Consider the following 23,977-nt stretch of genomic DNA (forward strand, 5'->3'; position numbering starts at 1 on the left):
CGACCCAGAGCGTCCATCGCTTCTCGCAGGGAATATTTCCTGTTAACCGGAGTAGCGGCAGTGGCTTCGGTAAGAGGGGAAGTTAACCCGGTAGCCTTCCTGAAGTCCGATAATGTCCGAGACCGACGCGACAGACAATGGGACACCGTCTCGATTCGGCCGACTCCTCTTTGCGGGTGGGCTCGCAATACTCGCGATTCGAAACCTGACCGATCTGGAGGGGCGTATCGCCTATGCGGATGCCAAGGGGGTCCCGTCTGCGGACAGGCTTGTTCCGGCGGCGAGCGGGCTCCTCCTCGGTGGCAGTCTGGGTATCGGCACCTGGAAATTCCCGAAACTTTCCGCAGGAAGCGTTGCGGCGTTCCTTGCGGGAGTGACACCGGTTATGCACGACTTTTGGGCCGTCGATTCGGAATCACGCGATGAGGAACTCACGTCCTTCCTCCAAAATCTAACGCTGCTCGGTGCCGCTATCGTCTTCTTCAGACGAGCGAGCGAGAACTAACGGAACTCCCCATCACCACTCCGACGACCGGCTTCTCTCCGAGTAACGGGACGAGTTCATGCACACGTTCTCTCCGCACACCGGAACTCGTCTTTCTCTTCAGTATCTCCGACAGGTTTTATCGTTGGGTCACTAATGAGACGCGTATGAGCCACTCCGACCGGACTGTCGATTCCAGTGCGGAATCAGGGACGGACGCTGACCGGAATCGGACACTCGAGTCAGCGTCCAGCGCCCGAACTGAATCCCAGCTGCTCCCTGCGGAAGTATTCTCGATTCTCGGCAATGATACACGAGTTGCCATCCTCCGGGCGCTCCTCGAACTCGGCGCGGACGACGCTCCCGTCAGCTTCACGGCTCTCTTCGAAGAAGTCGATATGCAGGACAGTGCGAACTTCAGCTACCATCTCAACCAACTCACCGGCCATTTCATCACGCAGAGCGACGGCGGATACGAGTTCCGCCATCCGGGACGGAAAGTCGTCAGTTCGATCTTCAGCGGCACACTCACCGATCGTGCGAAGCTGGGCTTTTTCCCCGTTGATGGGTCGTGTTATGCTTGTGATGGGTCACTTCACGGCTGGTATGTCGATGATACGCTTACCATCGGCTGTACCGACTGCGGGACGATTCAGGTGCAGTATCCGTTCCCGACCGGCGGCCTCGACGACCGATCGCCCGACGAGTTCCTCCAGGCGTTTCACCACTACGTCCGCCACCACTACTGCCTCGCCGCCGACGGGGTCTGTCCCGAATGCACCGGCGCGGTCGAGACCAGTCTCGTTCGCGATCCGGAATCCGATGACCGCGAGGTCGCCGTCACCCACGTCTGTCAACGCTGTGGCTACCAACTCCAATCGACCGTCGGGCTCACCCTGCTCGACAACGCCGAGGTGCTCGTTTTCCATTCCAAGCGCGGCGTCGACCTGAACACCGACCCGTTCTGGCAATTCGACTGGTGCGTAAGCGACACGCAGACGACGATCGTTTCGGACGACCCGCTTCGCGTTCAACTGACGCTTCCCTGCGCGGGAGACGAACTCGTGGTACGGCTCGACGAGACGGTTTCGGTAATCGAAACGACTGTTGGTGAACAGGCCTCCCAGTGATGGCTCTGCCTATCGAGTAGCGTGTTGCAACGTAATTGCTGCTGAAAACTGAAAAACGAAGAAATAACGACCGGAACGATGCCCACGTACCGGTTTACTCGAAGTGTTCGACGGCCTGCTCGTAGCGGGTCGATGGCTCGTCCCAGTCGACGACCTCGAAGAAGTTATCGACGAAGTCGCCGCGGTCGGGGCCGTAATCGTGGTAGTAGGAGTGCTCCCAGACGTCGAGGGCCAGAATCGGGTGGCTGCCCCAGAGAGCGCCCTGGTCGTGCTTGTCGACGACGATATTGCGAAGCTGGTTGCTAAAGGAGTCGTAGACGAGGAGCGCCCAGCCGCCCGCAGCGGAGGCAGCGGCCTCGAACTCTCCCTTCCAGGCGTCGTAGGAGCCAAAGTCTTCCTCGATGCGAGCCGCGAGGTCGCCCGTCGGCTCTGCGCCGCCTTCCGGGCTCATCGACTGCCAGAAGAGGTCGTGGAGGACGTGGCCGGAGCCGTTGTGCGTTACGTTCCGGATTGCTCCCGCTGACGAGGAGAAGTCGCCTTCTTCGCGGTTTGCTTCGAGGGTTTCTTCGGCGCTGTTCCAGCCGTTGACGTAGCCCTGATGGTGCGTATCGTGGTGCCAGTTCAGAACCTGTTCGCTGATGTGTGGTTCGAGTGCGTCGTAGTCGTACGGAAGCGGTGGTAGTTCGTAATTGCTCATGTTTCTCGCATACTCGACTATACGCGGAACGGATATGAATGTTCGCTGTACTGCATTCAAGTAACCTTAATGTCATATCTACCTGGGGCGGAAACACGATCATCTGCTCCGAAATCGGGAATAGATGCGATATATATCAGTAATGTGGGGTCTGCTGTGTTTTGGATGCTTTCTATTGCCCTCAGTTATCTCTCTGCGGCGGGGCACGGCTGCTATACTTTTGAAGTCAATCATTGCTGGAGGGCTCCGTCGATTGCGAGTAATGGGCTTGCGAGAATAGCGTGCGATAGCCGGCATCTCACCAGCAATGACCGAGTATCCACTGTGCTTGTCCTGAGTGGTCTCATCGCTTGCGAAGGTCTTTCGATCGGAGTTCACCTCTCGCGTGCCACGTTCGAGGGCGAAGTGCGATGACCGCCGCCCCGAGATAGAACACTGCAACGACCGCGATGACGACTCCGCCGGGTATCATCCCGATCGCTGCGCTGGTCGTCCACGACCCGGAAGCGAATGCGGTAATTCGGACGAGCCAGGCAGCGAGCAACACGGTGAAAAGCGGCAGATACACCCGTCTGAGACGGTGCGCCATCGCTTCTTCCATCGTAATCTTGAGCGTTGGCGTCCGGTAGTCCCGGCTCAACTGTCGCCGCCAGGTCGGGTTTGGCACTTCAGCGGACGGATCCAGTCCGTAGGCAAAGACGTTCTTCTGGAGCGTTCTGACCCTGCTCCGCCAGATATCGTATCCTCGGTACCGTCGCGCCTCGATCACCAGAAACACCGTCAGTGTCGCAACACCGATGAGGAGTATGTACTGCGGGGTATCCGGTCTGGAAAACGCCCACGTGAGAATTGCCGAAATCACGAGTACCGCCCAGTTGGTCGTCCGATCGAGGCGCTCCCGCCAGAATTTCATGCGATGGATCTCACCGCGATAGAGGTGGGCCATCGCTGAACTCGGGCCCATGTCCCCCTCCAGTAGCCCGGCTCCCACCTCACTGTGCGCTTCGTCGATCGGGTCTTTCTCTTTGGCTGATGAATCTGTCATTGTTCTGGCTGTCATTCGGTCCGATCAGACCAACAGTTGAACGTCGGCGTCCGCCATGTCTTGAACCGCCGACGCGGCACCGACGCCCACAGTGACACCTTCGTAGAAATCCGCTTCGTCGTAACCCATGAGGTCCATCGTCATCTGACAGGCCTGGAACTCGACGTTCATCTCCAGGGCCGTCTCGATGAGTTCGTCGATGGTGGCAGTGTCGTTGTCCTCGATTCGTTTTTTCATCATTTTCGTCGTCATGCGATCCATTCCTGGAAGCGTAGCGATCGCATTCGGTACCGGCATGGTGGGATTCCCAACCGAACTTAGCCCCAACGTCTTGGAGTTCTCTTCGTGGAGGATATCGAGCCCCCAGAAGGTGTGAAACACCGTAACATCGTACCCGAAGGCTGCAGCGGTGCTGGCGAGGATCAGCGGCGGGTAAGCCATATCGAGCGTGCCCTTGGTTGCGATGATGGACAGTTTTGGTGGTCCCTCGTCGTCGAGTTCAGCCTCCATCTCGGCGACTCGGGCTTCGAGTTCAGCGACGTGAGTCCGGGGTTCGCTGTAACTCGGTGACTCGTCGGTGTCGGCGCTGCGTTCGTTCCCGTCGGCCGCGTCGATTTCGCTGGCAGCCCTGTCGTTGTCGACGGCAGCTGGTTGTGTGGGTTCCGTACACATCGTATTACTCCGTTTTGCGGACGTAGTGAGTGAAGACCGTCTCTCCGTCCTCTTGAGCGACGAGTTCGACGCCGTCGGTCGTCTCGGCCCAACCGGCGATGTCGTTCATGCTTCCGGGATCCGTTGCAAGAACCTCGAGAACGTCGCCGTCGTCGAGTCGGTCGACGGTTTGTTTCGTCTTCACGACCGGCATCGGGCAGTTCTGTCCCGTTACGTCGAGCGTTTCGGTGCTATCGTGGTCAGTCATGATAGTGATTTCACTGCACAATACTCCAGCCACTACTAAAAGCGTGTCGACAGTAGTGCAAACTATATACATGGCGGCATCTATATTTTATCTATTCGGTTAGCTACCGGTCCTTATGCCCTCTAAATGGATATCCATATTGTGCTATCGAGGGAATACTATGAAAATCCTTATTGGCGCGCCGACTAGAGCTGGTCGTACTGATGATGCTCACTCCGTCGTTGCTCTCGAGACCACAGTCGAGGTCAGTTCGGATGACCGGCTACCTGCCGCGAACGCGACCGAACTGAAATGACCGACTTCGTCCCGCTCTTCGCACTCGGTGAACTCTTTCCGCGGGGAATCATACCGTATCTCCTCGGCGGCGTCCTCGTCGGGCTCGGTGCCGCAGTTATCTACCTCGCGACTGGGATCATCGCGGGCGCGAGCACGTTCCTCGAGTCGACGCTGTCGTACGTCTCGGACGTCCCGCGATTCAATCGCCTTACGTACGTCCAATCACGGGACTGGCGGCTCGTATTCACGGCGGGGATCGTCAGCGGCGCTGCCGCGTACGCAGTCTTATTCCAGGGCGATCTTTGGACGACGGAAGTACAGTGGTGGCGACTGCTCGGCGGGGGCTTCCTCGTCGGCGTTGGAACACGCCTCGGAAAGGGCTGTACGTCGGGCCACGGCGTTTGCGGAATCGGCTCGCTGTCGAATACGTCGGTCGTGAACGTGGCGACGTTTCTCGCGTTTGCGATCGGGACCGCCCAACTGGTGCAGGCACTGGGGGTGACGCCGTGAGCACCGAACTTGCTCGGCGGGACCCTGCGGAGCGCGCGAGCGATGACCGTTCTGGCAGTGACACTGCCGATAATCGCAGTCCGCTGGTCGTCCCGGTTATCTACATCGGTGGATTGCTCTTCGGGTTCGGACTGGCGATCAGTGGCATGGCCCGTCCGGAGGTCGTACTCGACTTTCTGCAGTTCGAGGACTTCGGGCTGTTGTTCGTCATGGGCGGGGCTGCCGTCGTGACCGGCATCACGTTCACCGTCGCAACGCGATTCCTCCACCGTGCGCCGTTGACCGCCACCGGGTACACGCGCCGACTGAAATCGTTCGACCGGAACGTCGTTATCGGTGGCACGATCTTCGGCATCGGGTGGGGAATCTCCGGCATCTGTCCGGGCGCTGCCTACGCGAGTGTCGGCATCGGCAACTATCCGATCCTGTGGGCGGTCGCCGGAATGTTCCTCGGCGCGTACGCACAGGGCTACTGGCGAACTCGTCGTTCACTCGGTACCGAGAGCACTCCCGAGACAGCGTCTAGCTAACTCCGTCGATCGATCGGCTCCGTTCAACCCGTGAGGAGCTACAAGTTCGGTCAGTAGTGGAACCGAATGCAGACTCCCGAAATCACGGTTGCTTCGATTCGTAGAGACTCACCAACCCATCCCCGGGTCATCGGCGGCCTGCCGGACCCAGGAAGCGACCTGCTCCTCGTCCAGTGTGTCCGCTTCCTTCAGGTCCAGAGCCTGTCTATCCGGACCCGTCCCGCTGGGTGGCTCCGGCTCAAGGTACGTTTCACACACGAATGTCAGTTTCACGTGTTTCGAGAACGCACTGAATGACGCGAACCATCCTCGGTCCTCGACGCCATAGAACGGCTGGTGATACTTCACGGCGCGACGCACATGGGGCACTTCCTGTTGAATGATCTCGTCGAATTGTGCCGCAACTTCACGCTTCCAACCCGGCAGCGCTGCAATGTACGCCTTCACCGCTGCCGATCCATCGGTATCATCCTTCCGCCGCGCCGCCTGGTATTGTTTCCGTTTCTCCTCCCATTCTTCCTCCGTCGGAACCTTGTCTGACAGTTCGATTTCCCCGATGTCCTCGTCCACGATGGTTTTCTCTCCCTCTCGACCTGATATCGCGGTCACGACCAAGATTTCGTCTGGCTCTTCGGGAGCAGAAAACAGGTCGAAGTCCAGCCGCAACGTCCCTCCTCGCCAGTGGCGAGCGAAGCCCACCCAACCGTCGGGGTGGTCGTCCCGGGCGTCTTGTTCGACCCGGAAAAGGCCCATCAAGGCTGGAATGGCGTCGGCACCCCACTGAAGCCCCCGTTCCAGATCCGTGAAACGAACCCCCTCGTCGTGGTCGGCGCGGTAGTTGGGTGCTCTGATTGCCCGATTCGCCATCACGAGTTCGGAGACCCGCTGGGTCGTAAGTGAGTCAGACACACTCATGGTCACTCACCTACATGTGGTAGTGGCTTATCAATATTCCCCGGTTCTGGGGGAGCGGAGAGTCGTATTCCTCCTGGTGGGACAGAAAAGCGGACTTCACGGGAGTACAATCTCCAAGCGATCCTTGCCACCGGGGCCGTAGATCGTCACGACTCGCCTTATAAGGAGGAGGATTTCAACAGAACCGATCGATTCTGTCCCTGCCATAGCACAACGGGCGAGTGAACCTGGCCCGCTATCTCGCCTGCTCTCGTCGCTCTACTGCCAGTATTGTGCTCTTTATGCGAATACTTTTGAGCGCCGCGATCCTAGTACGGATAACAGATGGCTGACTCAATGAGTGAAATGCTCCGTCAGGACATGCAGTGTGAGGGGCTGCTGGAGTGTTTCCACGACCTCAAGGAGATTGACAAAGAGGTATTCCAATTGCTCAGCGACGAACCGGAGCCGCTGACGGTCGACGAAATCGGTGACCACATCGATCGTGAGCGCTCGACAGCCTATCGCTCCGTCAACCGCTTGCTGCAGGCTGGTTTCCTCCAGAAAGAGCAGATCAACTACGACCAGGGCGGATACTATCATGTCTATCACCCGCGAGATGCCGAGGACATCTCTCAGGAGATGCAACGGCTGCTCAACGACTGGTACGCGAAAATGGGCCAGTTGATCGCCGAGTTCAGCGAGACGTACGCCGTTGAACCGGAACCGGAACCGGAACCGGAACCGGAGTCAGAGTCGGACTCGGAATCTGAACCGGTTGCGTCTCCCGACCAGTAGCTGTCGTGCTCGCTGTCCTCACTACTATCACCCGGTACTCCCCATCTCCGGGATATCCGCACGGCGGTCTCCGAATGCTGTCCTCTCCGTGGATGATCGCCTGTGAAGTCGAGACGGTCCCCGTTAGCCGCCATGAGTAACACTACTCACGGTCGACGCTACTCGCCCTGATCGGATCGGTCGGACGTATCGGACTGGCCGAGTCCGCCGCCAGTCCCCGGTAACGTCGTCTGCGTACCTCGCTGGAAGCGTCCCGTCTCCTCGATCTCGTAATTCATCACCAGTCGCTCCGTCGCCGCCGTCGACCGACTCGCGTCGTCGTGTTGCTTGTTCATAAACTGCGGGCGGTCCTGTTCGACGACCGTATACTCCTCCAGACGCTCCGGCAACCGCTGATACGACACTGCCCACCGCCCTTCGAGTTCACGGAGCGTCTCGACGAATCGCTCGTGATCGAACTCGCCGTGGCGATACAGGATATCGCCCTCGTCGACGTACGGCGGATCGGCGTAGAAGAACGTCTGCTCCCCGTCGTACTGGGTCATGAAATCGGCGTAATCGAGGTTCTCGATCTGCACGTTCTGAAAGCGCTCGGCGAACTCGTGGAGGTGCTCGGTCGCGTTGCGGAACTTGCGGGCCTTGTTTCGCTGGTTGGCGGCGGCGAAGCCGGACGCGGTTCGGTACTTGGCGGCGTACTGGGAGTATCGGAGATAGAAGAAGCGCCCGGCGCGCTCGATGGGGTCGTCAGGTCGCTCGCCGTCGTAAAACGCCCGTTTCCACGCTTCGTGTTGTTCGCGGGCGTAGGGCGTTTGCTGGAGCCACTCGACGAGTTCGTCCTCGCGCTCGCGGAGGGTGGTAAAGAACTGGACCAGATCGCCGTCACGGTCGTTGTAGACTTCGATGTGGCTCTCGTCTTTGGTGACGAGAACGGCTGCGCTGCCGCCGAAGACCTCGACGTAGCACCTGTGGGACGGAATGTGGTCGATAATCCACGGGGCGAGGTAGGATTTGCCGCCGGGATACGGGAATACCGACGTAGTCACAGCGGTTTGTTTCGGCCCTGCCGTTATAATCCCTCTCTTCGACTCTTCGCACGTCTTCGGTAACGTCTCCCGATGCGCCTCGTGTTCGATGTCGTGTTCGGGACTCTTGTTCGATGTCGTATTCGAGGGACTCTCGTTCGGATCCGGGACGACGACCGGAAGACGCGGTTTGACGCTTGCAGGGAATACTACTATCCCGAGAGGGAGAATACGTTTCCGTACGTGTCCGTCTTCTGGACGGACCCATCTTCGACGCCGCTTGATGTGAGATTTGCTCGCATGCAAGACCTCAACATCGCGCTCGTCACGATCGGTGGACTCACGTTGCTACTGAGCCTCGTCGCCGGGCTGATGCGAAACAAGATTTACGTTCTCTCGGAACCGATGGTGGCGGTGATTCTGGGGGTCGTGATCGGTCCCTTCGGAGCGGATCTACTCGCGCTTGCGGAGTGGGGCGACCCGTTTCTGATTGTAGAACAGTTCGCCCGCCTCACGGTCGGGTTGGCCGTTATGGCCGCGGCGCTTCGGCTTCCCCAGCGATACTTCAGAGAGCGCGTCCGTTCGATGGCGATTGTCCTCCTCCCCGGAATGATCGTGATGTGGCTCGTGAGCGGACTCCTCGTCTTTTTCTTTCTGGGGGTTTCACTCTGGACTGCACTGCTTATCGGGGCGATCATTACGCCGACGGATCCGGTCCTCGCCGGAACGATCGTGATTGGATCCCTCGCGGAGCGGGATATCCCGGCGTCGGTCCGAAATCTCCTCAGCGGCGAAGCGGGCGCGAACGACGGGCTCGCGTATCCGATCGTCTTTCTCCCGCTTCTCGTCCTCCAGCATTCTTCCGAGCGAGCGATTACCGAGTGGCTGCTCTCGACGGTACTCTGGGAAATCGGGACGGCCGTGGTGATCGGGGCTGCCGTCGGGGCGGCCGCCGGCTGGATCGAACGCAAATCCCACGAACACGATTTTCTCGAGGAGACCTCGTTGCTCAGCGTGACCGTTGCCTTCACGTTTGCCGTGTTAGGCGGGGTCAAACTCCTCGGAAGCGACGGCATCCTCGCGGCGTTCGTGGCCGGATTGCTGTTCAACCGGTTCGCAGACGCCAGTGACGAGGCTGACGAGCAGAAAGTTCAGGAGACGGTGCTTCGGCTGTTCACGTTCCCAGTTTTCGTCTTCTTCGGCATGGCGATCCCGATATCCGAGTGGTTCGCGCTGGGGTGGGCCGGGATCACCCTCGCGGCGAGCGTCTTGCTCCTGCGCCGACTGCCGATGATGCTCCTGTTCCACCGGTTCATCCGGCCGATCAACGACGGTCGAGATGCGCTTTTTGCGGGCTGGTTCGGCCCGATCGGCATCGCGGCGCTCTTTTACGCCACGGTGGCCCACCGAATCCTCGGTATTGAACTCGTCTGGAGCGCGTCCACTCTCATTATCGCGAGTTCGGTGCTGGTTCACGGCGTTACGGCGACGCCGTTTACGAAATTGTACGGGCAGGTGATCGACCGCGATCATCCGCAGGCGGCCGACGACGACCAATCGTCGGCGTTCGTGGAGGGATAATGCACTTGGGAGAACGGATATGGATATCGACGATTCTCAGAGACGGTGGTACGATCCGATCGTGCGAACTCTTGATGTGGTTCTAACCAGGTTCGCCGCCGTCGTTTTGAGTCTCGTTGTGGTCTCAGTCATCAGGGACGAGTACTACGCGATTCCGGCCGAGTTGCTCTCAGCGACGGTCGTCTTCGGCGTCGGTAGGGTACTCCGCTACGGTACGTCAGGCACTGAGGAGACGTCCTCTGCGCAAGCGTTTGCGTCCACGGCACTCGTCTGGTGCCGTGGGGTTGCTCAGTGCACTCCCGTTCGCGCTTATCGCCCTCACCATCGCTCTCGACCCGGGTGGCGTCACACCGCCCCCGATGAATCCGACGATGCGCGCGTTTCTCTCTCCGACTAACCGTTGTTCGAGGGTTTCAACGGGATCACGGGACCGGGACTGTCGGTGACGCGGAGTGCGACCGACTGCCGGCAACGCTGCAGTGGTGGCGGTCGCTCACTGAATGGCTCGGCGGAATTGGCGTCACCGTCCTGATCCTCACGGTCGTTCGACGGTCCGACGGCGGGGTGCTTGACCAGTACTACGAGGAGCGCTTACCGCTGGGCCGATCCGGGGACGAAATCCCCGATCCGACGGCGATGGTGGGGCGTTTACCGTCTTCACGCTACTCGCAATTATTCTTCTCCGGGTAGCCGGAATGCCGCCGTGGGACGCCATCAACCACGGAATGACCGGCCTATCGACCGGCGGGTTCGCCGTCACCGATAACAGTATCGCGACGTATGGGAGCCGCAGAATTCAGGTCGCTCTTTTACCGATCTACTACCTCTTGCTTCGGGGTCGCCTCGAAGGATTCGCGAGGGACCGGCAGACGCAGTGGCTGCTGCTCGTTATCGCGTGCGGGACGACGCTGGCCCCTCTCATTATGTTTACGACGGATTCTCTTCGCTCGACGGCTCACGACGCGATTACGGTGACGTTCCAATTCGTTTCCGCGATCACCTGCACCGACTTCTCGACGACGAATCTGGGTTCGATGTGGTCCCGGGGGCGGTGCTGTTGCTAACTGTCGAGATGATCGTGGGCGGTTCGGAGGGATCGACCGTCAGCGGCGTCAAGATCGTCCGCGTCGTGAGTCTCGAAGCGGGAGTAATCGAACGCATCGGGGAACCGTTTCCGGGGATCGATTCGTCCAGAGATATCGAGATCAGTGGCGAACATGTCTCGGCAAATTTCTACAACGTGTCGGTCGTTCTGGTGCTCTGGTTGCTATTCCTGCTTGGTGGGATGATTGCTCTGTTCGTGTTGCTTCCGCCCGAAAACGAATCATTTCAGCACGTCGTCTTCGAGGTTGCAAGCGCACAGAGGAACGTCGGTCTCTCGAGCGGTCTTACTTCCCCGGGTCGATCTCGGGCCGTGAAATTAGTTCTCAGCGGGAATATGTGGGTCGAACGGCTGACGATCCTTCCCGTTCTCGTACTGCTCCGGGGTTCGGTATGATTTGAAACCACTTGTGTTCGGGTACGGACCGAAACCGCATGACAGAGGGCTAACCTAGGGTGTTCTTTCGGACGGTTGAGTGAGAATGAGTGAACGAACCTCTCTCCGGATACAGCCAGTACTCTGTTGACTTCGCCGTTTCCCCCGAGATAATTGACGTCCTTACCCGCAAGTGCGAAGTCGTCAAGCGTGATCGGAGAATCGATCTTCGAATGCTGATCTGGACGCGTAGGCTATACCGAAGAGCAAGGCGACGACCACACGCTCTCGAAAGAACGGTGGAAGAGACGCCCTTCCGGTCGTACGCCCAGTTGGTTCTCATGAAACTGGCTGAACTCTACGAGTATTCTCCGTCAAATATCCTTGAATTTCTGAATAAAGACACTATGCAACCTCTCCGGCGGGAATGGCATTCTTAGAGGTGGTGTGCCGATCTCTATTGCTGTTCTGAAGCTTAACCGGTGGTAGATCGCCATTATTTGATGGAGATAATTTACATCAATTTGTAATGGTGGTGTTTACTAACTATGTCGCCGCGGTTGACTTTCGCGGAATGGCAGATACAATCAGTACTGAACTCGACCGACGAAGATTTCTTCGTGGGACGGCTGTGGCGGGTCTCACGGGTGCAGTAGGGGTGAGTGGTATCACAAGCGGAGCCGAGGATGGAACTTCGATAACTGCGACCACGGACTTCGATTCAGGCGGTGGCGTCGAGATCGATCAAGAAAACGGTCGCATAGAATTAACCAATATCGACGACGCGGGGTATAGTTTCCTCGGGTATATGCATTTCAGGCTCGAGGGAGCAGCGAATACGGATGTTTCGTTTAACATCACAAATCTCGACGAGTCGAGAATGCCTGCGAACTACAGGCTTCTGTATACATCGAGCCTCGAATCCGGAGACTGGACCCGGATGGACGATGAGGTCAAGGACGACTTTTCCCAGACATTCGACTCCGATGAGGTGTATATCTCGGGCTACAGAGCCTATCCGTATCAGCAGACGGTGCAGCGAGTGACCGAACTCGAGCGTAGATATCCGAAATTTGTGGAAACGGAAGTGATCGGCCAGAGTGCGAATGGACGGGATATGCACGCGGTTCGTATCACTAATCCGGATGTCCCCGACGAAGAGAAGGAGGATATCATTTCTATCACGAGACAACACCCCGGAGAAGTGGAGGGCTCGTGGCATATGGATGCCGCGATCGACTACGTGCTCGAAACCCTCTGTGATGCAGAGGCTGCATTCGAAGACGAGTTCTGCTTCCACTTCATTCCGAATGCGAATCCAGACGGGATGTACGAGGGACATCACAGACACACTCCACAAGGATCCGATTTGAACCGTGAGTGGAATACGGAGTCACCGGTTGAAATCGAGAACATGATGTCTTACATGCGGGAGAATCTGGACGATGTCTATTGGGGATTCGACTTCCATTCGACAACGAACTCCGACTGGGACGCCGTAGTCTACGGTGAGGATGCTGTCGATGGCGACGATCTCGATACGATCGACGCGATTGCGTCTCATTCACTCTCGTATCCAGATACGACACGGTCGAGCACCACAGATGGTACCGCGTACGCGTTCATCAACGACGAGTTTGATGCTGTGATGGTCGTGACCGAAGCGTGGACGTACCGCGAGTACGCGGCCGCAGAATTAGCAGCGGAAGGACGAAACTTCTTCAGCGAGGTCGCTCCACGGGAGGACTCCCCATCGGGTGGTCGTCGATCGCCGAAAAACACCTGTCCATCAGGTTCCTATGGTGAGCATCCGTATCCGGTTGAACTGCCCAGTAGTCTTCCTTGGGGAAAGAATTTCGACCCGATGGAGTATCTCCTCTGATATAAGAACTCGTGAAAACGCTACGCACTACGGATCAGGTGGGTAACAGAGTAATGTGTCCTGATTGGTCGTTCAATGCGGACCATTCAACCCAATCTCTCGGCTGAACGTGCGGGGATGACCGGTTCGCTCCCGAATTCTGTTGGATGATGTCTCACTATATCTATATATATGGAACAAGAGTCAACTATATGTGGGATGCGTGAGATAGTTTTGATATGCCTATCGGTCCAGCAATCGACGACCTACACTTCAGTGACGAACCCACTGTCGACGACGTTCCCGGTCCTCGATCAACCGACCTGTTGGAGCGCCAGCGCGAGGTCGATAGCAATGCCGTTGCGTATCCGCGCCGGATCCCCATCGCACTGGATGAAGCACGCGGTGCGACGGTCCGTGACGCCGACGGGAATACGTTCCTCGACTTCTTCGCCGGCATCGGCGTATTGAACGTCGGCCACTCCAACCCCTACGTTCTCGATGGCGTCAAAGACCAGTTGGACGCCGTCACCCACACGATCGACTTTCCGACGGAAGCGCGGGTTGACCTCATCGATAAACTGCGCGAAATCGCCCCCGGTGGACTTCAGGGGTCGAGCAACGTCGTCTTCGGCGGCCCGAGCGGGAGCGACGCCATCGAGGGCTCGATCAAACTCGCAAAACAGCACACCGGTCGCCACGGCTTGCTGGCGTTCGAAGGGGCCTACCACGGGACGACTGCCGGCGCGCTCAGCCTCACCGCCGCCAGGAAGTACAAGACCGACTACAGCCCGTTGCTCGCCGATGCCGTTCACGTGCCCTACCCGGACACGGCTACCGGGACGGACGGCGATAGCGAGGCCGTCTCCTGTTCCCGGGCACTCGACGCCGTCAAACGGAAATTCGAGGACCCGTACGGCGGTCACGAATCCCCCGCCGGCATCTGGGTCGAACCGATCCAGGGCGAGGGCGGTATCAACGTCCCCCCGGCCGAGTTCTTGGGCGGCCTCCGGGACATCGCCGACGACAACGATGCGCTGTTGATCGTCGACGAAATCCAGACCGGGCTCGGGCGCACCGGCGAGTGGTTCGCGTCCGACCATTTCGACGTCACCCCCGACGCGATCACGATGGCCAAGGCCCTCGGTGGCTCCGGACTCCCGATCGGTGCGATGCTCTATCACGAAGACTTCGACACGTGGGGCCCCGGCGGCCACGTCGGTACCTTCCGCGGTAACGCGCCCGCGATGGTCGGCGGTATTCGCGCCATCGAATACATTCAGGAACACGATCTCCTCTCGCACGCGACCGATCTCGGCGAGTTCATCCGCGGCCGATTCGCGGAACTCGCCGAGACGACGCCCGAAATTGCCGCCGTTCGCGGGAAGGGTCTGTTCATCGGCGTCGAACTCGTCGACGACGATGGCAGTCCCGCCGATGAACTCGTCAAAGCGGTCCAGACGAACTGTTACGAGAACGGCGTACTGGTGTGGAGTGCGGGGCGTCACGGGAACGTTTTGCGATTGATTCCGCCGCTGGTGCTCACCCGGCGACAGGCCGAGGTCGGAACGGAGATCATCTGTGAGGCGATCGAGGAATGCACCCGAGGATAGCGTACATTCATCACCACCGGTAGAATAGTTATCCCGGACGCGAAACGGACGGGATACAATTGTCTGAGAGTAATAGAGTCGTTGTCGTTACCGGTGCGAACGAGGGTATTGGCTATCACATGCTCACGTCGCTGGTCGCCGACGGCTACCGGGTCGCTGGGCTGGACAGTACCGTTGCAAATCTCGAATCGCTCCAGGAAACCGAACCGAAGCGCGTCCGGTACTACGAATGTGACGTGACGAACCTGGACGACGTACAGGACGCCGTTTCCGGCGTCATCGAGACGTGGGATCGAATCGATATTCTCGTAAACAACGCCGGGATCTCCAACTTTGCTCCGTTTGGCGAGCTGGCGATGGAGCAGACGCGCCGTGAATTCGAGGTGAACTTCTTCGGATACATGCGGATGATTCGGGCGGTACTCCCACATATGCGGGATCGCGGTGACGGTATCATCCACAACATGGGGTCCGGGACGGGCGATGTCGGTCATCCCGGGCTGTCCGGATATGCCGCCACGAAGGGAGCGATCAAGGCGTTCGTTCGTTCACTACGGCTTGAACTGCACCACACCGGCGTCTCGTGTACCCTGATGGTGCCACCGACGACGAATACGCAGATGGTGGCCGGGCTTGAATACCCGTTGTGGATGACGTCCGAACCCGAGGCGGTCGGTCGCAAGTTGGCCAGTCACGTCGAATCGACGCAACCGGTGATCACGCCCGACCGAAAAACAAGGCTCGGCCTCACACTCATCGACTGGTTCCCATCACTCTGGCGAAAGATCACGGACCGATTCGTTGAGTCCCCTGACTAGCTATTTTTCTGTCTCTTTCGGCCTGGTTTCCACGCCAGGGGTGTGACTCCGCTCTTCTCCTGCGTTGTGGGGTGTGTGATTTCACCCTCCATCCGATCACGGAACGTCGACGATTGGATACCAATGGGCATATCTAGACAAAATTGGTAATTCAAATATCCGTTAATTATATCACTCCGTTCGTGATTCCCTCCGAGTGTGATCACGCAGTGTGAAATAACACCAAGAAATCAATAAAATCCGGAGAGACGTGAGATCCGCGTTGTGTGGCAATTACTGGGGTTCAAGAGACACATCTACATGACAGACATACGAGAACGGTTCATGGCTGTGCTGCTCTCCGTGCTGCTGGTGCTTTCGCTCGTCGCGATCGCCGGTGCCGGACTGGCAGGCAGTGCAGTCGCAACAGAGGGAATCGAAACGCAATCAACCGATACATCGGCCGCCCCTGCAACGGTCGATCCCGCACTCGACAATGCAGAGGGGACCGAGGAAGTCTACATCATCCTCGATCAGTACGACGGTGAACTCGGCGACGACCGCGAGCAGGCGATCGCCCGCCTCAAGGAGTTCGCGGCGGAGTCACAGGCCACCGTGACGGCGGATTTAGACACTCTGTCCGGCGTCGAGGTGATAAACACCTACTGGATCACGAACGCCGTCCGCGCCGAAGTCGATACGACCGCCGTCGACACGGCTGAACTCGCGTCGATCGAGGGCGTGCGGACGATTCAGCTCAAGCCGGAATACCAGGTGACGGAGCCGGTTAACCAGTCCGCCGCCGACGCAACTCCCGACGCGGACGAGTTCACCTACGGCCTCGAGCAGGTCAATGCGTCCGAGACGTGGAACGACTTCGGCACGCAGGGCGAGGATGTCAAGGTCGCAGTGCTCGACACTGGCTTCGATGTCAGTCACCCGGACCTCGACCTCTATACCGAGGATGCGGACGATCCGACGTATCCGGGCGGCTGGGTCGAGATCGGCCCGGACGGTGAGCCGGTCGAGGGCTCCGAGCCGCATGATACGCACTATCACGGAACGCACGTCGGCGGTACGGTCGGTGCCGATGCGCCGACCGACGGCGAGACGCCCGCGTACGGCGTCGCTCCGAACGTCGACTTGCAGCACGCACTCGTGTTGCCCGGCGGGTCGGGAGCCGACTCGGACACGCTCGCCGGCTTCGAGTACGTCATCGAAGACATGGACACCGACGTCGTCAGCATGAGCTTCGGCGCGGGCTGTGGCCTCTTCGGTCCGGTCTACGACGACGCCTGGATTCCGGCGATTCAGAACGCTAACGACGCCGGCGTCGTGGCGGTTACCTCGGCCGGCAACTCCGGCGAGGGCTGTGTCGGTTCGCCAGCGAACATCTACGACTCGTTCGGTATTGGTGCCTCCGACGAGGACGGCAACATCGCCGACTTCTCGAGCGGCGACACGATCGCGGGCGACAACTGGGACGAACCGGATCCGGAGTGGCCCGACGAGTGGATCAAACCGGACGTCTCCGCACCCGGTGCGGACGTGCTGAGCGCCGCACCCGGCGGCGAGTACGACACGCTCTCGGGCACGTCGATGGCCGCCCCGCACACGTCGGGCGTCATCGCGCTCATGCTCGGGGCAAACGACGATCTCACCGCCGAGGAGGTTCAGTCGACGCTCGAAGAAACCGCCTGGAAACCCGACGACGCACCCGACGAGAAAGACGTTCGCTACGGCCACGGCATCATCGACGCCCATGCGGCCGTCGACGAGGTCGCCGCAGGCGCGCTCGAGTACGAACTCGGCGACGTCGACCAGGACGAGTCACTCACCGTGCAGGACGTGCAGCTGACACAGCAGTACCTGCAGGATATGGAGCCCGAGCCGTTCGCCCAGGGACTCGCTGATTTGGACCGTGACGGCGAGGTCACCACGACCGACCTGAACCTGCTCCAGCAGAAGGTTCAGGGCACTCTCACAGAGGGTGAGATCACGATTTCCGGCCTCGACGTTCCCGACGAGGTCGACCAGGGCGAGACACTCGAGGTCACCGTCGACCTCGAAAACCCCGGCGACGAAGGGGCAGTACAGGAACTCAACCTCTCCCTGAACGACACGAGTGATGAACCGGTCGCAACCGAAGTCGTCGACATGGCCGCACCCGGCGTCGACGATCCGATCGACCACCCGGCCGAGACGACGATCACGGTCGAACTCGACACCGCGGCCATGGACGGCGATACATACACCCTTACGGTCACGAGCGAGGACGACGACGCGTCCGCCGAGTTCACCGTCCGGGCCTCGAACTTCGAGGTCACGTCCCTCGACGCGCCGGCCGAAGCCGACCGCGGCGAGGAGATTACCGTCAACGCGACGGTCGAAAACACGGGGAACGTCGATGATACCCAATCCGTCGAGTACCGGTTCGACGACCTGGACGACGCGCTCCTCGCACAGAACGTCACGCTCGCGCCCGGCGACGACGCGACGGTCTCCTTCGAAGCCGACACGGCGAACGTTTCGGCGGGGACCTACGAGCACGGCGTCTTCACCGAGGATGACGCGGCGACGGACACGATCGATATCCACGAAGCGTTCTTCAGCGTCGACATCACCGACGCGCCGGCCGAACTCGCGCCCGGCGAGTCCTACAACGTCAGCGCCGTCGTCGAGAACACCGGCGGCGCACCGGGCGACCAGGAGGTCGTCTACGAACTCGGCGAGGGCGACGTCGCTGTCGTCGACGTTGCTGCGGATACCTCGCAGGGCGAGGCTGTCGCTAGCGTGTTAGACGACCGGCTCAACAACGACACCTACACGGTCGATGTCGTCACTGCGGATACGCTGCTCGACGCGATGGACGACTACGATACGTTCGTCATCCAGCGCTTCGGCAGCGACACGATCGCGTCGGACTTCCTCGACGAACTCGAGGAGACCCAGAGCGCGGTCTACCTCGACTCGCACCAGGGCGGCACGGCGGAGACCTACGCTGACGGCGTCTTCCGTCTCAACAACGTCCGCGAAGATCCCGCGGAGCGCGACTCCGAGGGACTCGGCACGTCGAGCGATCCCGTCACGATCGACATCGACCAGGATCACGCCGTCTTCGCCGGCGTCGGCGAGCCCGGTGACACCGTCGAGATGTACACCGGGACCACGACCTGGGGAAGCTGGTTCGACAACTACAGCGGCACGACGCTCGCGACCGCCGACTATGGCGGCGACTACGCCGGTCCGTCTGTCGCCGTCAGCGACGACGGCAGCGAAGTCTTGCTCACCGCCACCGGTCGCGACTACTTCACCAACGAACCGGACTTCACCGACGAGGCGAACCAGTTGCTGACAAACGCCGTCGAGTTCGCCACGACCGGCGGCGTGACGGCCGAGGCCGAGACGGTCGACAATACGACCCTCGTCTCCCTGGAGCCGGGAGAGAGCGAGCAGGTACCGTTCTCGGATACCGTGCCCGCTGACGCCGAGGCGGGCGATGCGAGCCACATCGTGGCCAGCGCGGACGAACAGGACTTCGTCTCGGTCACGATCGACGACGGCCCGAACTGGGCCGTCAAGGGAACGGTCGCCGACGCTGCGACCGACGAGCCGATCGCAAACGCCAGCGTCGAACTCGAAGCTGGAAACGAGACCTACACGAACGTGACCGACGCCGACGGACAGTACGGGCTCGCAAACGTCCCCGCGGGCGAACACGAGCTCACGGTCACGGCCGAGAACTACACAGATCGGACCGTCTCCGTCGACGTACCGGAAAACGAGACGGTCACGAAAGACATCGCCCTCGACACGCTGTCGGGAACGATCAGCGGCGAGGTCACGGCGAGTGACGACGGCAAACCCGTCGAAAACGTCACGGTCGTCGCCGAGAACGGCGACGGCGAGGTCTATGAGACGACGACCGACGAGAACGGCACGTACGAACTCGACGGCGTCTCGGCCGGCACGTACGTCGTCGATGTCGCCGACACGCCGCCGGGCTTCGAACCTGAGGAGGTCATCACCGTTGCGCCTGGCGAGCACGTCGACGGCGTCGACTTCGAGATCGACCGCACCGCCGGCTCGATCGAGGGCTACGTCACGAACGCCGCCGGTATTCCGATCGCAGAAGCGAACGTCGTCGACGCCGACAACGGCGCGTTCAACGCGACCACGAACGAGAGCGGCTACTACGAAATCACGAACGTCACGCCCGGCACGAACGCGCTCCGAGCGACCGCCGACGGCTACGACGACTCGAACGTCGAGTTCGTCGAGGTCGAGACCGGCGAGACGACGATCGCCAACCTCACCCTCGGCACCTACTTCGAGGTCGGCGACCTCGCAGCACCCGACACCGCCGCGCCTGGTGAAAATATCACCGTCAACGCGACGGTCACCAACACCGGCGACCAGACGGACACCCGTACGGTGTTCTACTTCCCGCCGGGCACCGACTTCGGTCCCGACGTGATCGACACCCAGAACGGACTGTCCGAGACGGTCACGCTCAACGGCGGCGAATCGACGACGGTCGAGTTCACCTACGAGATTCCTGCCGGCGACGAGCCGGGCGAGTACGAACACGGCATCTCGGCCGACGAGGTCGAGTCGACGACGATTACGATCGACGGCGACGACGGCGGCGACGCAACCTTCGACGTGAGTGAACTCGACGCGCCCGCGACGGCCGGTCCGGGCGAGACCGTGTCGGCCAATGCCACGGTCGAGAACACGGGCGACGCCGCCGGTACGCAGAACGTGACGTACGCATTCGACAACGAAACCGTCGCCGAGACGACCGTCTCGCTCGACGCGAACGAGACGGCGATGCTCGAGTTCACCGCCGACCTTCCAGACGCCGAGGGAACGTACGAGCACGTCGTCGCCTCGGCAAACGCGTCGGCGACCGCACAGACGACCGTCGAGAACGACAGCGAGCCGGACCCGGCGTACTTCGAAGTCACCGAACTCGCCGGGCCGGATGTCGTCGACTCCGGCGACGAACTGACGATCAACGCGACGATCACCAACACCGGCGACGAACTCGACGAACAGGACGTGTTCCTGTTCTGGGACACCACGGCGGCCGAGATCGATCTCGAAGACGGCGATCGATCGGCCGACGAACGCCGCGAGGCCGGCGTCGACTCGATGGCGACGATTGAACTCGACGGCGGCGAATCGGAAACGGTGTCGCTCACCTACGCGGTCGAGAACGACACCGAACCGGGTACCTACCAGTACACGGTCTCAACGCTGCAGGAGATGGTCGACGGCGAGGTTACTGTGGAAGCGTCCGATGATGTCTCGATCCTGCCGGTCCGCGGCGGGCACGGAATGCAGTCCGTTGGAACCGCGCTGCTCGGCTGAGCGGTTCTGATACACCACTCACGACGCCGATTTTTTCGAGGGGTATGGCGGATCGGTAGCTCCATCCGGCTGTGAAACACCGTTCGTATGGGCGATTCCGTTCAAAATCTGCATACTGCAGCCGTGCATTCGTCTTTAGCTACGAGAAGAACCGCAGTACAGCAGTAGCTCATCGCGTATTCTTCTCGAGAGAAATGGGGTGGGAATAGATGTGTCCAACAGTGACTCCATTTATGAATAATTAATAATGTGTTGTGGGTAGTGTGAAACGGGTGCATGCTGTGCCCAATCCTCTTGAGATATCTTCTTCACCGTGACTGTATGGATTTCTTGTTAATTGTATAATTGGAGACATTCACTATATATAGTAATTAACTACTAGATGATAGTCGATATTTTTGTTATTTCACTATTTTAGGAGTATAATAATGCATTTTGTTATAAAGATTTAAGTCTCATAGCAGTTGACCTATTCTTGGAATGAATCTCCGCCGATGCAGCAAATGCAGATTTTGGAAGGTGACCGAGTTATGATTGCTGCCGCATTAGTCATGATCGTTGGTCTCGCCATCGGGGCTGTCGTAACTCATATGACTGGACTTCGGTTAGGTGGTGTGATTGTAGCACCGCTACTCGCAGTCTACTCTCTTTACTCCTTTGTTGCACTCCCGATGTTTCTCATTAGCGGGGCCATCGCGTACTGTCTCGTTGGGATCATACGAGCACGCACGCTTATCTACGGGCGGCAGTTGCTACTCACAAGTCTTGTCGTTGGAGCAATCACGCCAATCACTGCCCACGTGATCATTAGCTCGTGGTCTCTCGGAATTTCAGAGATGGCGTTCTTCGGCGCGGTTCTCCCCGGTATCACGGCCTACAACTACCACAAACTCGAGCCGGAAGACCGCTGGTCTGACCTGGCATTGAGCGGTGGATTGGTTGCCGGTCTCATCGTCTTCGGTGCGGCGATTGTGAATCCTACGGTCGCCACGCAATTGGGGTCGGGATTAACCTCTGTGCTGTTCACTCCTGGATCAGACATTGCAGCGTTCCGCAACGCTATCCAGGGAGTTCCGTCGTCAGGGGGCGTTGTCGGCCAGATATGGCTGATCGTTCTACTCGGGTTTGGCCTACTGATCTCCGAGGCAGCGCACTCTCGGTGGGGCGTTCGGCTGGGTGGGTTAGTTGCTGTCCCACTCCTCGCCACCATGGCACTCACGAACGCGTGGACCGTCGGAGTGTACGTAATTGTGCTGTCAGCCACCTTTACAGCCATCACGGCCATCAACAGACTCACACTCATCTACGGCCGGGCGCTGTTGAACCTCGGACTTATCGTTTCGATGATGTCCGGGATACTCATCGCGTCAGCCACAACTACGGTTTCAGGATTCACGTTATTCTTCGTGGTTCTGCTCTCCGGGGTTGGGGCCTATAATTTTCACCGAGTCGCACCTGCCGAACGATTCGAATCGCTCAGTCTGTCGGCAGGACTATTCGCGAGTCTACTGGTCGGTGTTAGACTATTCATCGACCCGACAGCTGATGGCCTCTTAGCTGATCCATCAGTACCTGAAATCTCAGTAATCGTCAGCGTACTCGTGCTCGCAGCCTATTGCGTATGGACGCTTGAACAGCGCCGTATGACCGTTGCGAAACACCACGCTAGGGGGGTATCTGCATGAGCGGAAAACAATACTCAACCCAAGACATCACTAACGGTGTCAGCAACTCTATCAAACACACCGCTCGAGCGCTCTTCCGTGGGATAACTCATAAACGTCGGCTCGACGGTATCGATGCCAAGATCGTTATCTCCGGCACCCGGGGGAAGTCGTCTCTCACGAAGTGGACACACGATATTCTCTATGACCGGGAGTACGACGTCATGGCGAAGATTACTGGCAATAACCCGATTACGGTCCACAACACTGTCAAGAAGCCTATCTTACGCGGATCCCGAGTCCGGTTATACGAAAACGCGAGAGAACTCTCGCAGCACACGCCGAAGGACGTGATGATCCTCGAGAATCAAGCGATTAGTCCCTACACCACGCGGATGTTCAACAGTGTGTTTTCCCATCCCGACGTGGTCGTCTTGAGTAACATCCGCGAAGACCATCTATCAACGTTGGGTGCTGACAGATACAAAGTAGCTCGAGGATTGGTCAGAGCAATTCCAGAGGGGACCCATGTCGTCAACGCGGAACAGGATCCGAACTTACAGGAGTACATCGAGACTGAGGTAGAGCGGCGTGGCGCGACCGTAAGTCACGTCTCTGTCCCTGATAAGTACGCCAACATCCCCGGTATCGAATCAGTTTATGCACTCAATGAGATACTTCGGGCGATCGGGCTGAATCCGCTATCAGACGACAAACTCGCAGTATACCGGAAGAAGATGTCCGTTGAGTGGACTCGTCTCTCCAACGGAAGGATCCACAATGCGGCCGAGGTCAACGACGTCCAAAGTACCGAGATGATCCGACAGGCACTGGTCTCAAAGGACCCCTCCATCGGTAAGATTACACCGTTTGTCTATCTTCGAGGTGATCGACGTGGACGGACAGTGTCCTTCTTACACTATCTTACAGAACTCTATGAGGATGGTGCCATCGACGACGTCCACATCGCCGGTGAGACGACGAAAGCGTTCAGTCAAAAGGCTGATTTCCCAGTCATTATCCACGACGATACGAAGGATCCTGCGGACGAGGTACTTGGCTCGCTGCTCGCTGAGGAACGCCCTGTGATCATTATGGGCAACACAGTTGCTGACTGGATGCGCGACCTTGAGCGTGCGATCGACGCTCGAACGGTCGATACTGACCAATTGGTCGGCCTCACTCGTGGGGAAAAATCCGAGCAACAGCCGGTTGTGACCAGATAGCACACCCCCTCGAACCGCCGTCTTCCCCCTTTGTATATAGATATTTCTATACTAATATTTTTAGGACAGAAACGGTA

General features: G+C 59.0%; 21 protein-coding genes. 15 read left to right on the forward strand and 6 right to left on the reverse strand.

Annotated elements, in window-relative coordinates; translation table 11 throughout:
• The first annotated feature begins 112 nt into the window (after positions 1 to 112).
• Positions 113 to 505, forward strand: a complete 393-nt coding sequence (locus C484_RS09225) for a hypothetical protein (protein ID WP_006825667.1) — start codon at positions 113 to 115, stop codon at positions 503 to 505.
• Positions 506 to 651: 146 nt separating this feature from the next.
• Complete coding sequence (locus C484_RS09230) at positions 652 to 1,614, forward strand: winged helix-turn-helix domain-containing protein (protein ID WP_006825668.1); 963 nt, start codon at positions 652 to 654, stop codon at positions 1,612 to 1,614.
• Positions 1,615 to 1,708: 94 nt separating this feature from the next.
• Here C484_RS09230 and sod read toward each other — a convergent pair whose 3' ends face one another.
• The 4 genes from sod to C484_RS09250 all read right to left on the reverse strand — a co-directional run bounded on the left by sod (position 1,709) and on the right by C484_RS09250 (position 4,275).
• The gene (gene sod, locus C484_RS09235) at positions 1,709 to 2,311 is read right to left on the reverse strand and encodes a superoxide dismutase (RefSeq protein ID WP_006825669.1); all 603 of its coding nucleotides are present in this window, start codon (positions 2,309 to 2,311) and stop codon (positions 1,709 to 1,711) included.
• A 343-nt stretch (positions 2,312 to 2,654) separates the two neighbouring features.
• Positions 2,655 to 3,356, reverse strand: a complete 702-nt coding sequence (locus tag C484_RS09240; protein ID WP_006825670.1) for a DUF2270 domain-containing protein — start codon at positions 3,354 to 3,356, stop codon at positions 2,655 to 2,657.
• A 24-nt stretch (positions 3,357 to 3,380) separates the two neighbouring features.
• Complete coding sequence (locus C484_RS09245; RefSeq protein ID WP_006825671.1) at positions 3,381 to 4,028, reverse strand: DsrE/DsrF/DrsH-like family protein; 648 nt, start codon at positions 4,026 to 4,028, stop codon at positions 3,381 to 3,383.
• Positions 4,029 to 4,032: 4 nt separating this feature from the next.
• A complete protein-coding gene (locus C484_RS09250; RefSeq protein ID WP_006825672.1) occupies positions 4,033 to 4,275 on the reverse strand; it encodes a sulfurtransferase TusA family protein in 243 nt (80 codons plus the stop codon).
• A gap of 291 nt (positions 4,276 to 4,566) precedes the next feature.
• Here C484_RS09250 and C484_RS09255 point away from each other — a divergent pair, with 291 nt between their 5' ends.
• Positions 4,567 to 5,061 carry a YeeE/YedE family protein gene (locus C484_RS09255; protein ID WP_006825673.1) on the forward strand — a complete coding sequence of 165 codons (495 nt, stop codon included), beginning with the start codon at positions 4,567 to 4,569 and terminating at the stop codon, positions 5,059 to 5,061.
• An 83-nt stretch (positions 5,062 to 5,144) separates the two neighbouring features.
• A complete protein-coding gene (locus C484_RS09260; protein WP_049915247.1) occupies positions 5,145 to 5,591 on the forward strand; it encodes a DUF6691 family protein in 447 nt (148 codons plus the stop codon).
• Positions 5,592 to 5,699: 108 nt separating this feature from the next.
• Here C484_RS09260 and C484_RS09265 read toward each other — a convergent pair whose 3' ends face one another.
• Positions 5,700 to 6,506 (reverse strand): DUF1801 domain-containing protein, encoded by an 807-nt coding sequence (locus C484_RS09265; protein ID WP_006825675.1) that lies wholly within the window; start codon positions 6,504 to 6,506, stop codon positions 5,700 to 5,702.
• A 324-nt stretch (positions 6,507 to 6,830) separates the two neighbouring features.
• Here C484_RS09265 and C484_RS09270 point away from each other — a divergent pair, with 324 nt between their 5' ends.
• Positions 6,831 to 7,283 (forward strand): helix-turn-helix domain-containing protein, encoded by a 453-nt coding sequence (locus tag C484_RS09270; protein WP_049915223.1) that lies wholly within the window; start codon positions 6,831 to 6,833, stop codon positions 7,281 to 7,283.
• A 158-nt stretch (positions 7,284 to 7,441) separates the two neighbouring features.
• On the opposite strand, the gene C484_RS09275 is transcribed toward C484_RS09270, so the two are convergent.
• Positions 7,442 to 8,326 (reverse strand): DNA adenine methylase, encoded by an 885-nt coding sequence (locus C484_RS09275; protein WP_006825677.1) that lies wholly within the window; start codon positions 8,324 to 8,326, stop codon positions 7,442 to 7,444.
• A gap of 279 nt (positions 8,327 to 8,605) precedes the next feature.
• Between C484_RS09275 and C484_RS09280 the strand changes: the two genes are divergently transcribed.
• The 10 genes from C484_RS09280 to C484_RS09325 all read left to right on the forward strand — a co-directional run bounded on the left by C484_RS09280 (position 8,606) and on the right by C484_RS09325 (position 23,900).
• The gene (locus C484_RS09280) at positions 8,606 to 9,886 is read left to right on the forward strand and encodes a cation:proton antiporter domain-containing protein (protein WP_006825678.1); all 1,281 of its coding nucleotides are present in this window, start codon (positions 8,606 to 8,608) and stop codon (positions 9,884 to 9,886) included.
• Positions 9,887 to 9,905: 19 nt separating this feature from the next.
• Entirely contained in the window at positions 9,906 to 10,283 is a 378-nt protein-coding gene (locus C484_RS09285; protein ID WP_006825679.1) for a hypothetical protein, read from the forward strand.
• A 208-nt stretch (positions 10,284 to 10,491) separates the two neighbouring features.
• Positions 10,492 to 10,950: a potassium transporter TrkG gene (locus C484_RS09290; RefSeq protein ID WP_338041832.1), complete on the forward strand. Its 459-nt coding sequence runs from the start codon at positions 10,492 to 10,494 to the stop codon at positions 10,948 to 10,950.
• Positions 10,923 to 11,384, forward strand: coding sequence for a potassium transporter TrkG (locus tag C484_RS09295; RefSeq protein WP_152422677.1), 462 nt, complete (start codon positions 10,923 to 10,925; stop codon positions 11,382 to 11,384). Before C484_RS09290 ends, C484_RS09295 begins: the two co-directional genes overlap by 28 nt.
• 553 nt (positions 11,385 to 11,937) lie before the next feature.
• Complete coding sequence (locus C484_RS09300) at positions 11,938 to 13,245, forward strand: M14-type cytosolic carboxypeptidase (protein WP_239640952.1); 1,308 nt, start codon at positions 11,938 to 11,940, stop codon at positions 13,243 to 13,245.
• 218 nt (positions 13,246 to 13,463) lie between these two features.
• Positions 13,464 to 14,837, forward strand: a complete 1,374-nt coding sequence (locus C484_RS09305; RefSeq protein WP_006825683.1) for an aspartate aminotransferase family protein — start codon at positions 13,464 to 13,466, stop codon at positions 14,835 to 14,837.
• A 59-nt stretch (positions 14,838 to 14,896) separates the two neighbouring features.
• Positions 14,897 to 15,655 (forward strand): SDR family NAD(P)-dependent oxidoreductase, encoded by a 759-nt coding sequence (locus tag C484_RS09310; RefSeq protein ID WP_083867318.1) that lies wholly within the window; start codon positions 14,897 to 14,899, stop codon positions 15,653 to 15,655.
• Between the two features lie 300 nt (positions 15,656 to 15,955).
• Positions 15,956 to 21,010 (forward strand): S8 family serine peptidase, encoded by a 5,055-nt coding sequence (locus C484_RS09315; RefSeq protein WP_239640953.1) that lies wholly within the window; start codon positions 15,956 to 15,958, stop codon positions 21,008 to 21,010.
• Positions 21,011 to 21,540: 530 nt separating this feature from the next.
• Positions 21,541 to 22,695: a poly-gamma-glutamate biosynthesis protein PgsC/CapC gene (locus C484_RS09320; protein WP_049915249.1), complete on the forward strand. Its 1,155-nt coding sequence runs from the start codon at positions 21,541 to 21,543 to the stop codon at positions 22,693 to 22,695.
• Positions 22,692 to 23,900: a Mur ligase family protein gene (locus tag C484_RS09325; protein WP_006825687.1), complete on the forward strand. Its 1,209-nt coding sequence runs from the start codon at positions 22,692 to 22,694 to the stop codon at positions 23,898 to 23,900. The genes C484_RS09320 and C484_RS09325 overlap by 4 nt, the downstream gene beginning before the upstream one ends.
• Positions 23,901 to 23,977: the final 77 nt, after the last annotated feature.

The organism is Natrialba taiwanensis DSM 12281 (assembly GCF_000337595.1).
Taxonomy (GTDB): domain Archaea; phylum Halobacteriota; class Halobacteria; order Halobacteriales; family Natrialbaceae; genus Natrialba; species Natrialba taiwanensis.

Bases quoted from the DNA above. Each gene is read 5' to 3' on its own strand.
- C484_RS09325 (WP_006825687.1), top strand. From the start codon at position 22,692: ATGAGCGGAAAACAATACTCAACCCAAGACATCACTAACGGTGTCAGC.
- C484_RS09265 (WP_006825675.1), bottom strand. From the start codon at position 6,506: ATGAGTGTGTCTGACTCACTTACGACCCAGCGGGTCTCCGAACTCGTG.
- C484_RS09300 (WP_239640952.1), top strand. From the start codon at position 11,938: ATGGCAGATACAATCAGTACTGAACTCGACCGACGAAGATTTCTTCGT.
- C484_RS09225 (WP_006825667.1), top strand. From the start codon at position 113: ATGTCCGAGACCGACGCGACAGACAATGGGACACCGTCTCGATTCGGC.
- C484_RS09315 (WP_239640953.1), top strand. From the start codon at position 15,956: ATGACAGACATACGAGAACGGTTCATGGCTGTGCTGCTCTCCGTGCTG.
- C484_RS09255 (WP_006825673.1), top strand. From the start codon at position 4,567: ATGACCGACTTCGTCCCGCTCTTCGCACTCGGTGAACTCTTTCCGCGG.
- C484_RS09285 (WP_006825679.1), top strand. From the start codon at position 9,906: ATGGATATCGACGATTCTCAGAGACGGTGGTACGATCCGATCGTGCGA.
- C484_RS09270 (WP_049915223.1), top strand. From the start codon at position 6,831: ATGGCTGACTCAATGAGTGAAATGCTCCGTCAGGACATGCAGTGTGAG.
- C484_RS09245 (WP_006825671.1), bottom strand. From the start codon at position 4,028: ATGTGTACGGAACCCACACAACCAGCTGCCGTCGACAACGACAGGGCT.
- C484_RS09230 (WP_006825668.1), top strand. From the start codon at position 652: ATGAGCCACTCCGACCGGACTGTCGATTCCAGTGCGGAATCAGGGACG.
- C484_RS09240 (WP_006825670.1), bottom strand. From the start codon at position 3,356: ATGACAGATTCATCAGCCAAAGAGAAAGACCCGATCGACGAAGCGCAC.
- C484_RS09280 (WP_006825678.1), top strand. From the start codon at position 8,606: ATGCAAGACCTCAACATCGCGCTCGTCACGATCGGTGGACTCACGTTG.
- sod (WP_006825669.1), bottom strand. From the start codon at position 2,311: ATGAGCAATTACGAACTACCACCGCTTCCGTACGACTACGACGCACTC.
- C484_RS09305 (WP_006825683.1), top strand. From the start codon at position 13,464: ATGCCTATCGGTCCAGCAATCGACGACCTACACTTCAGTGACGAACCC.
- C484_RS09250 (WP_006825672.1), bottom strand. From the start codon at position 4,275: ATGACTGACCACGATAGCACCGAAACGCTCGACGTAACGGGACAGAAC.
- C484_RS09320 (WP_049915249.1), top strand. From the start codon at position 21,541: ATGATTGCTGCCGCATTAGTCATGATCGTTGGTCTCGCCATCGGGGCT.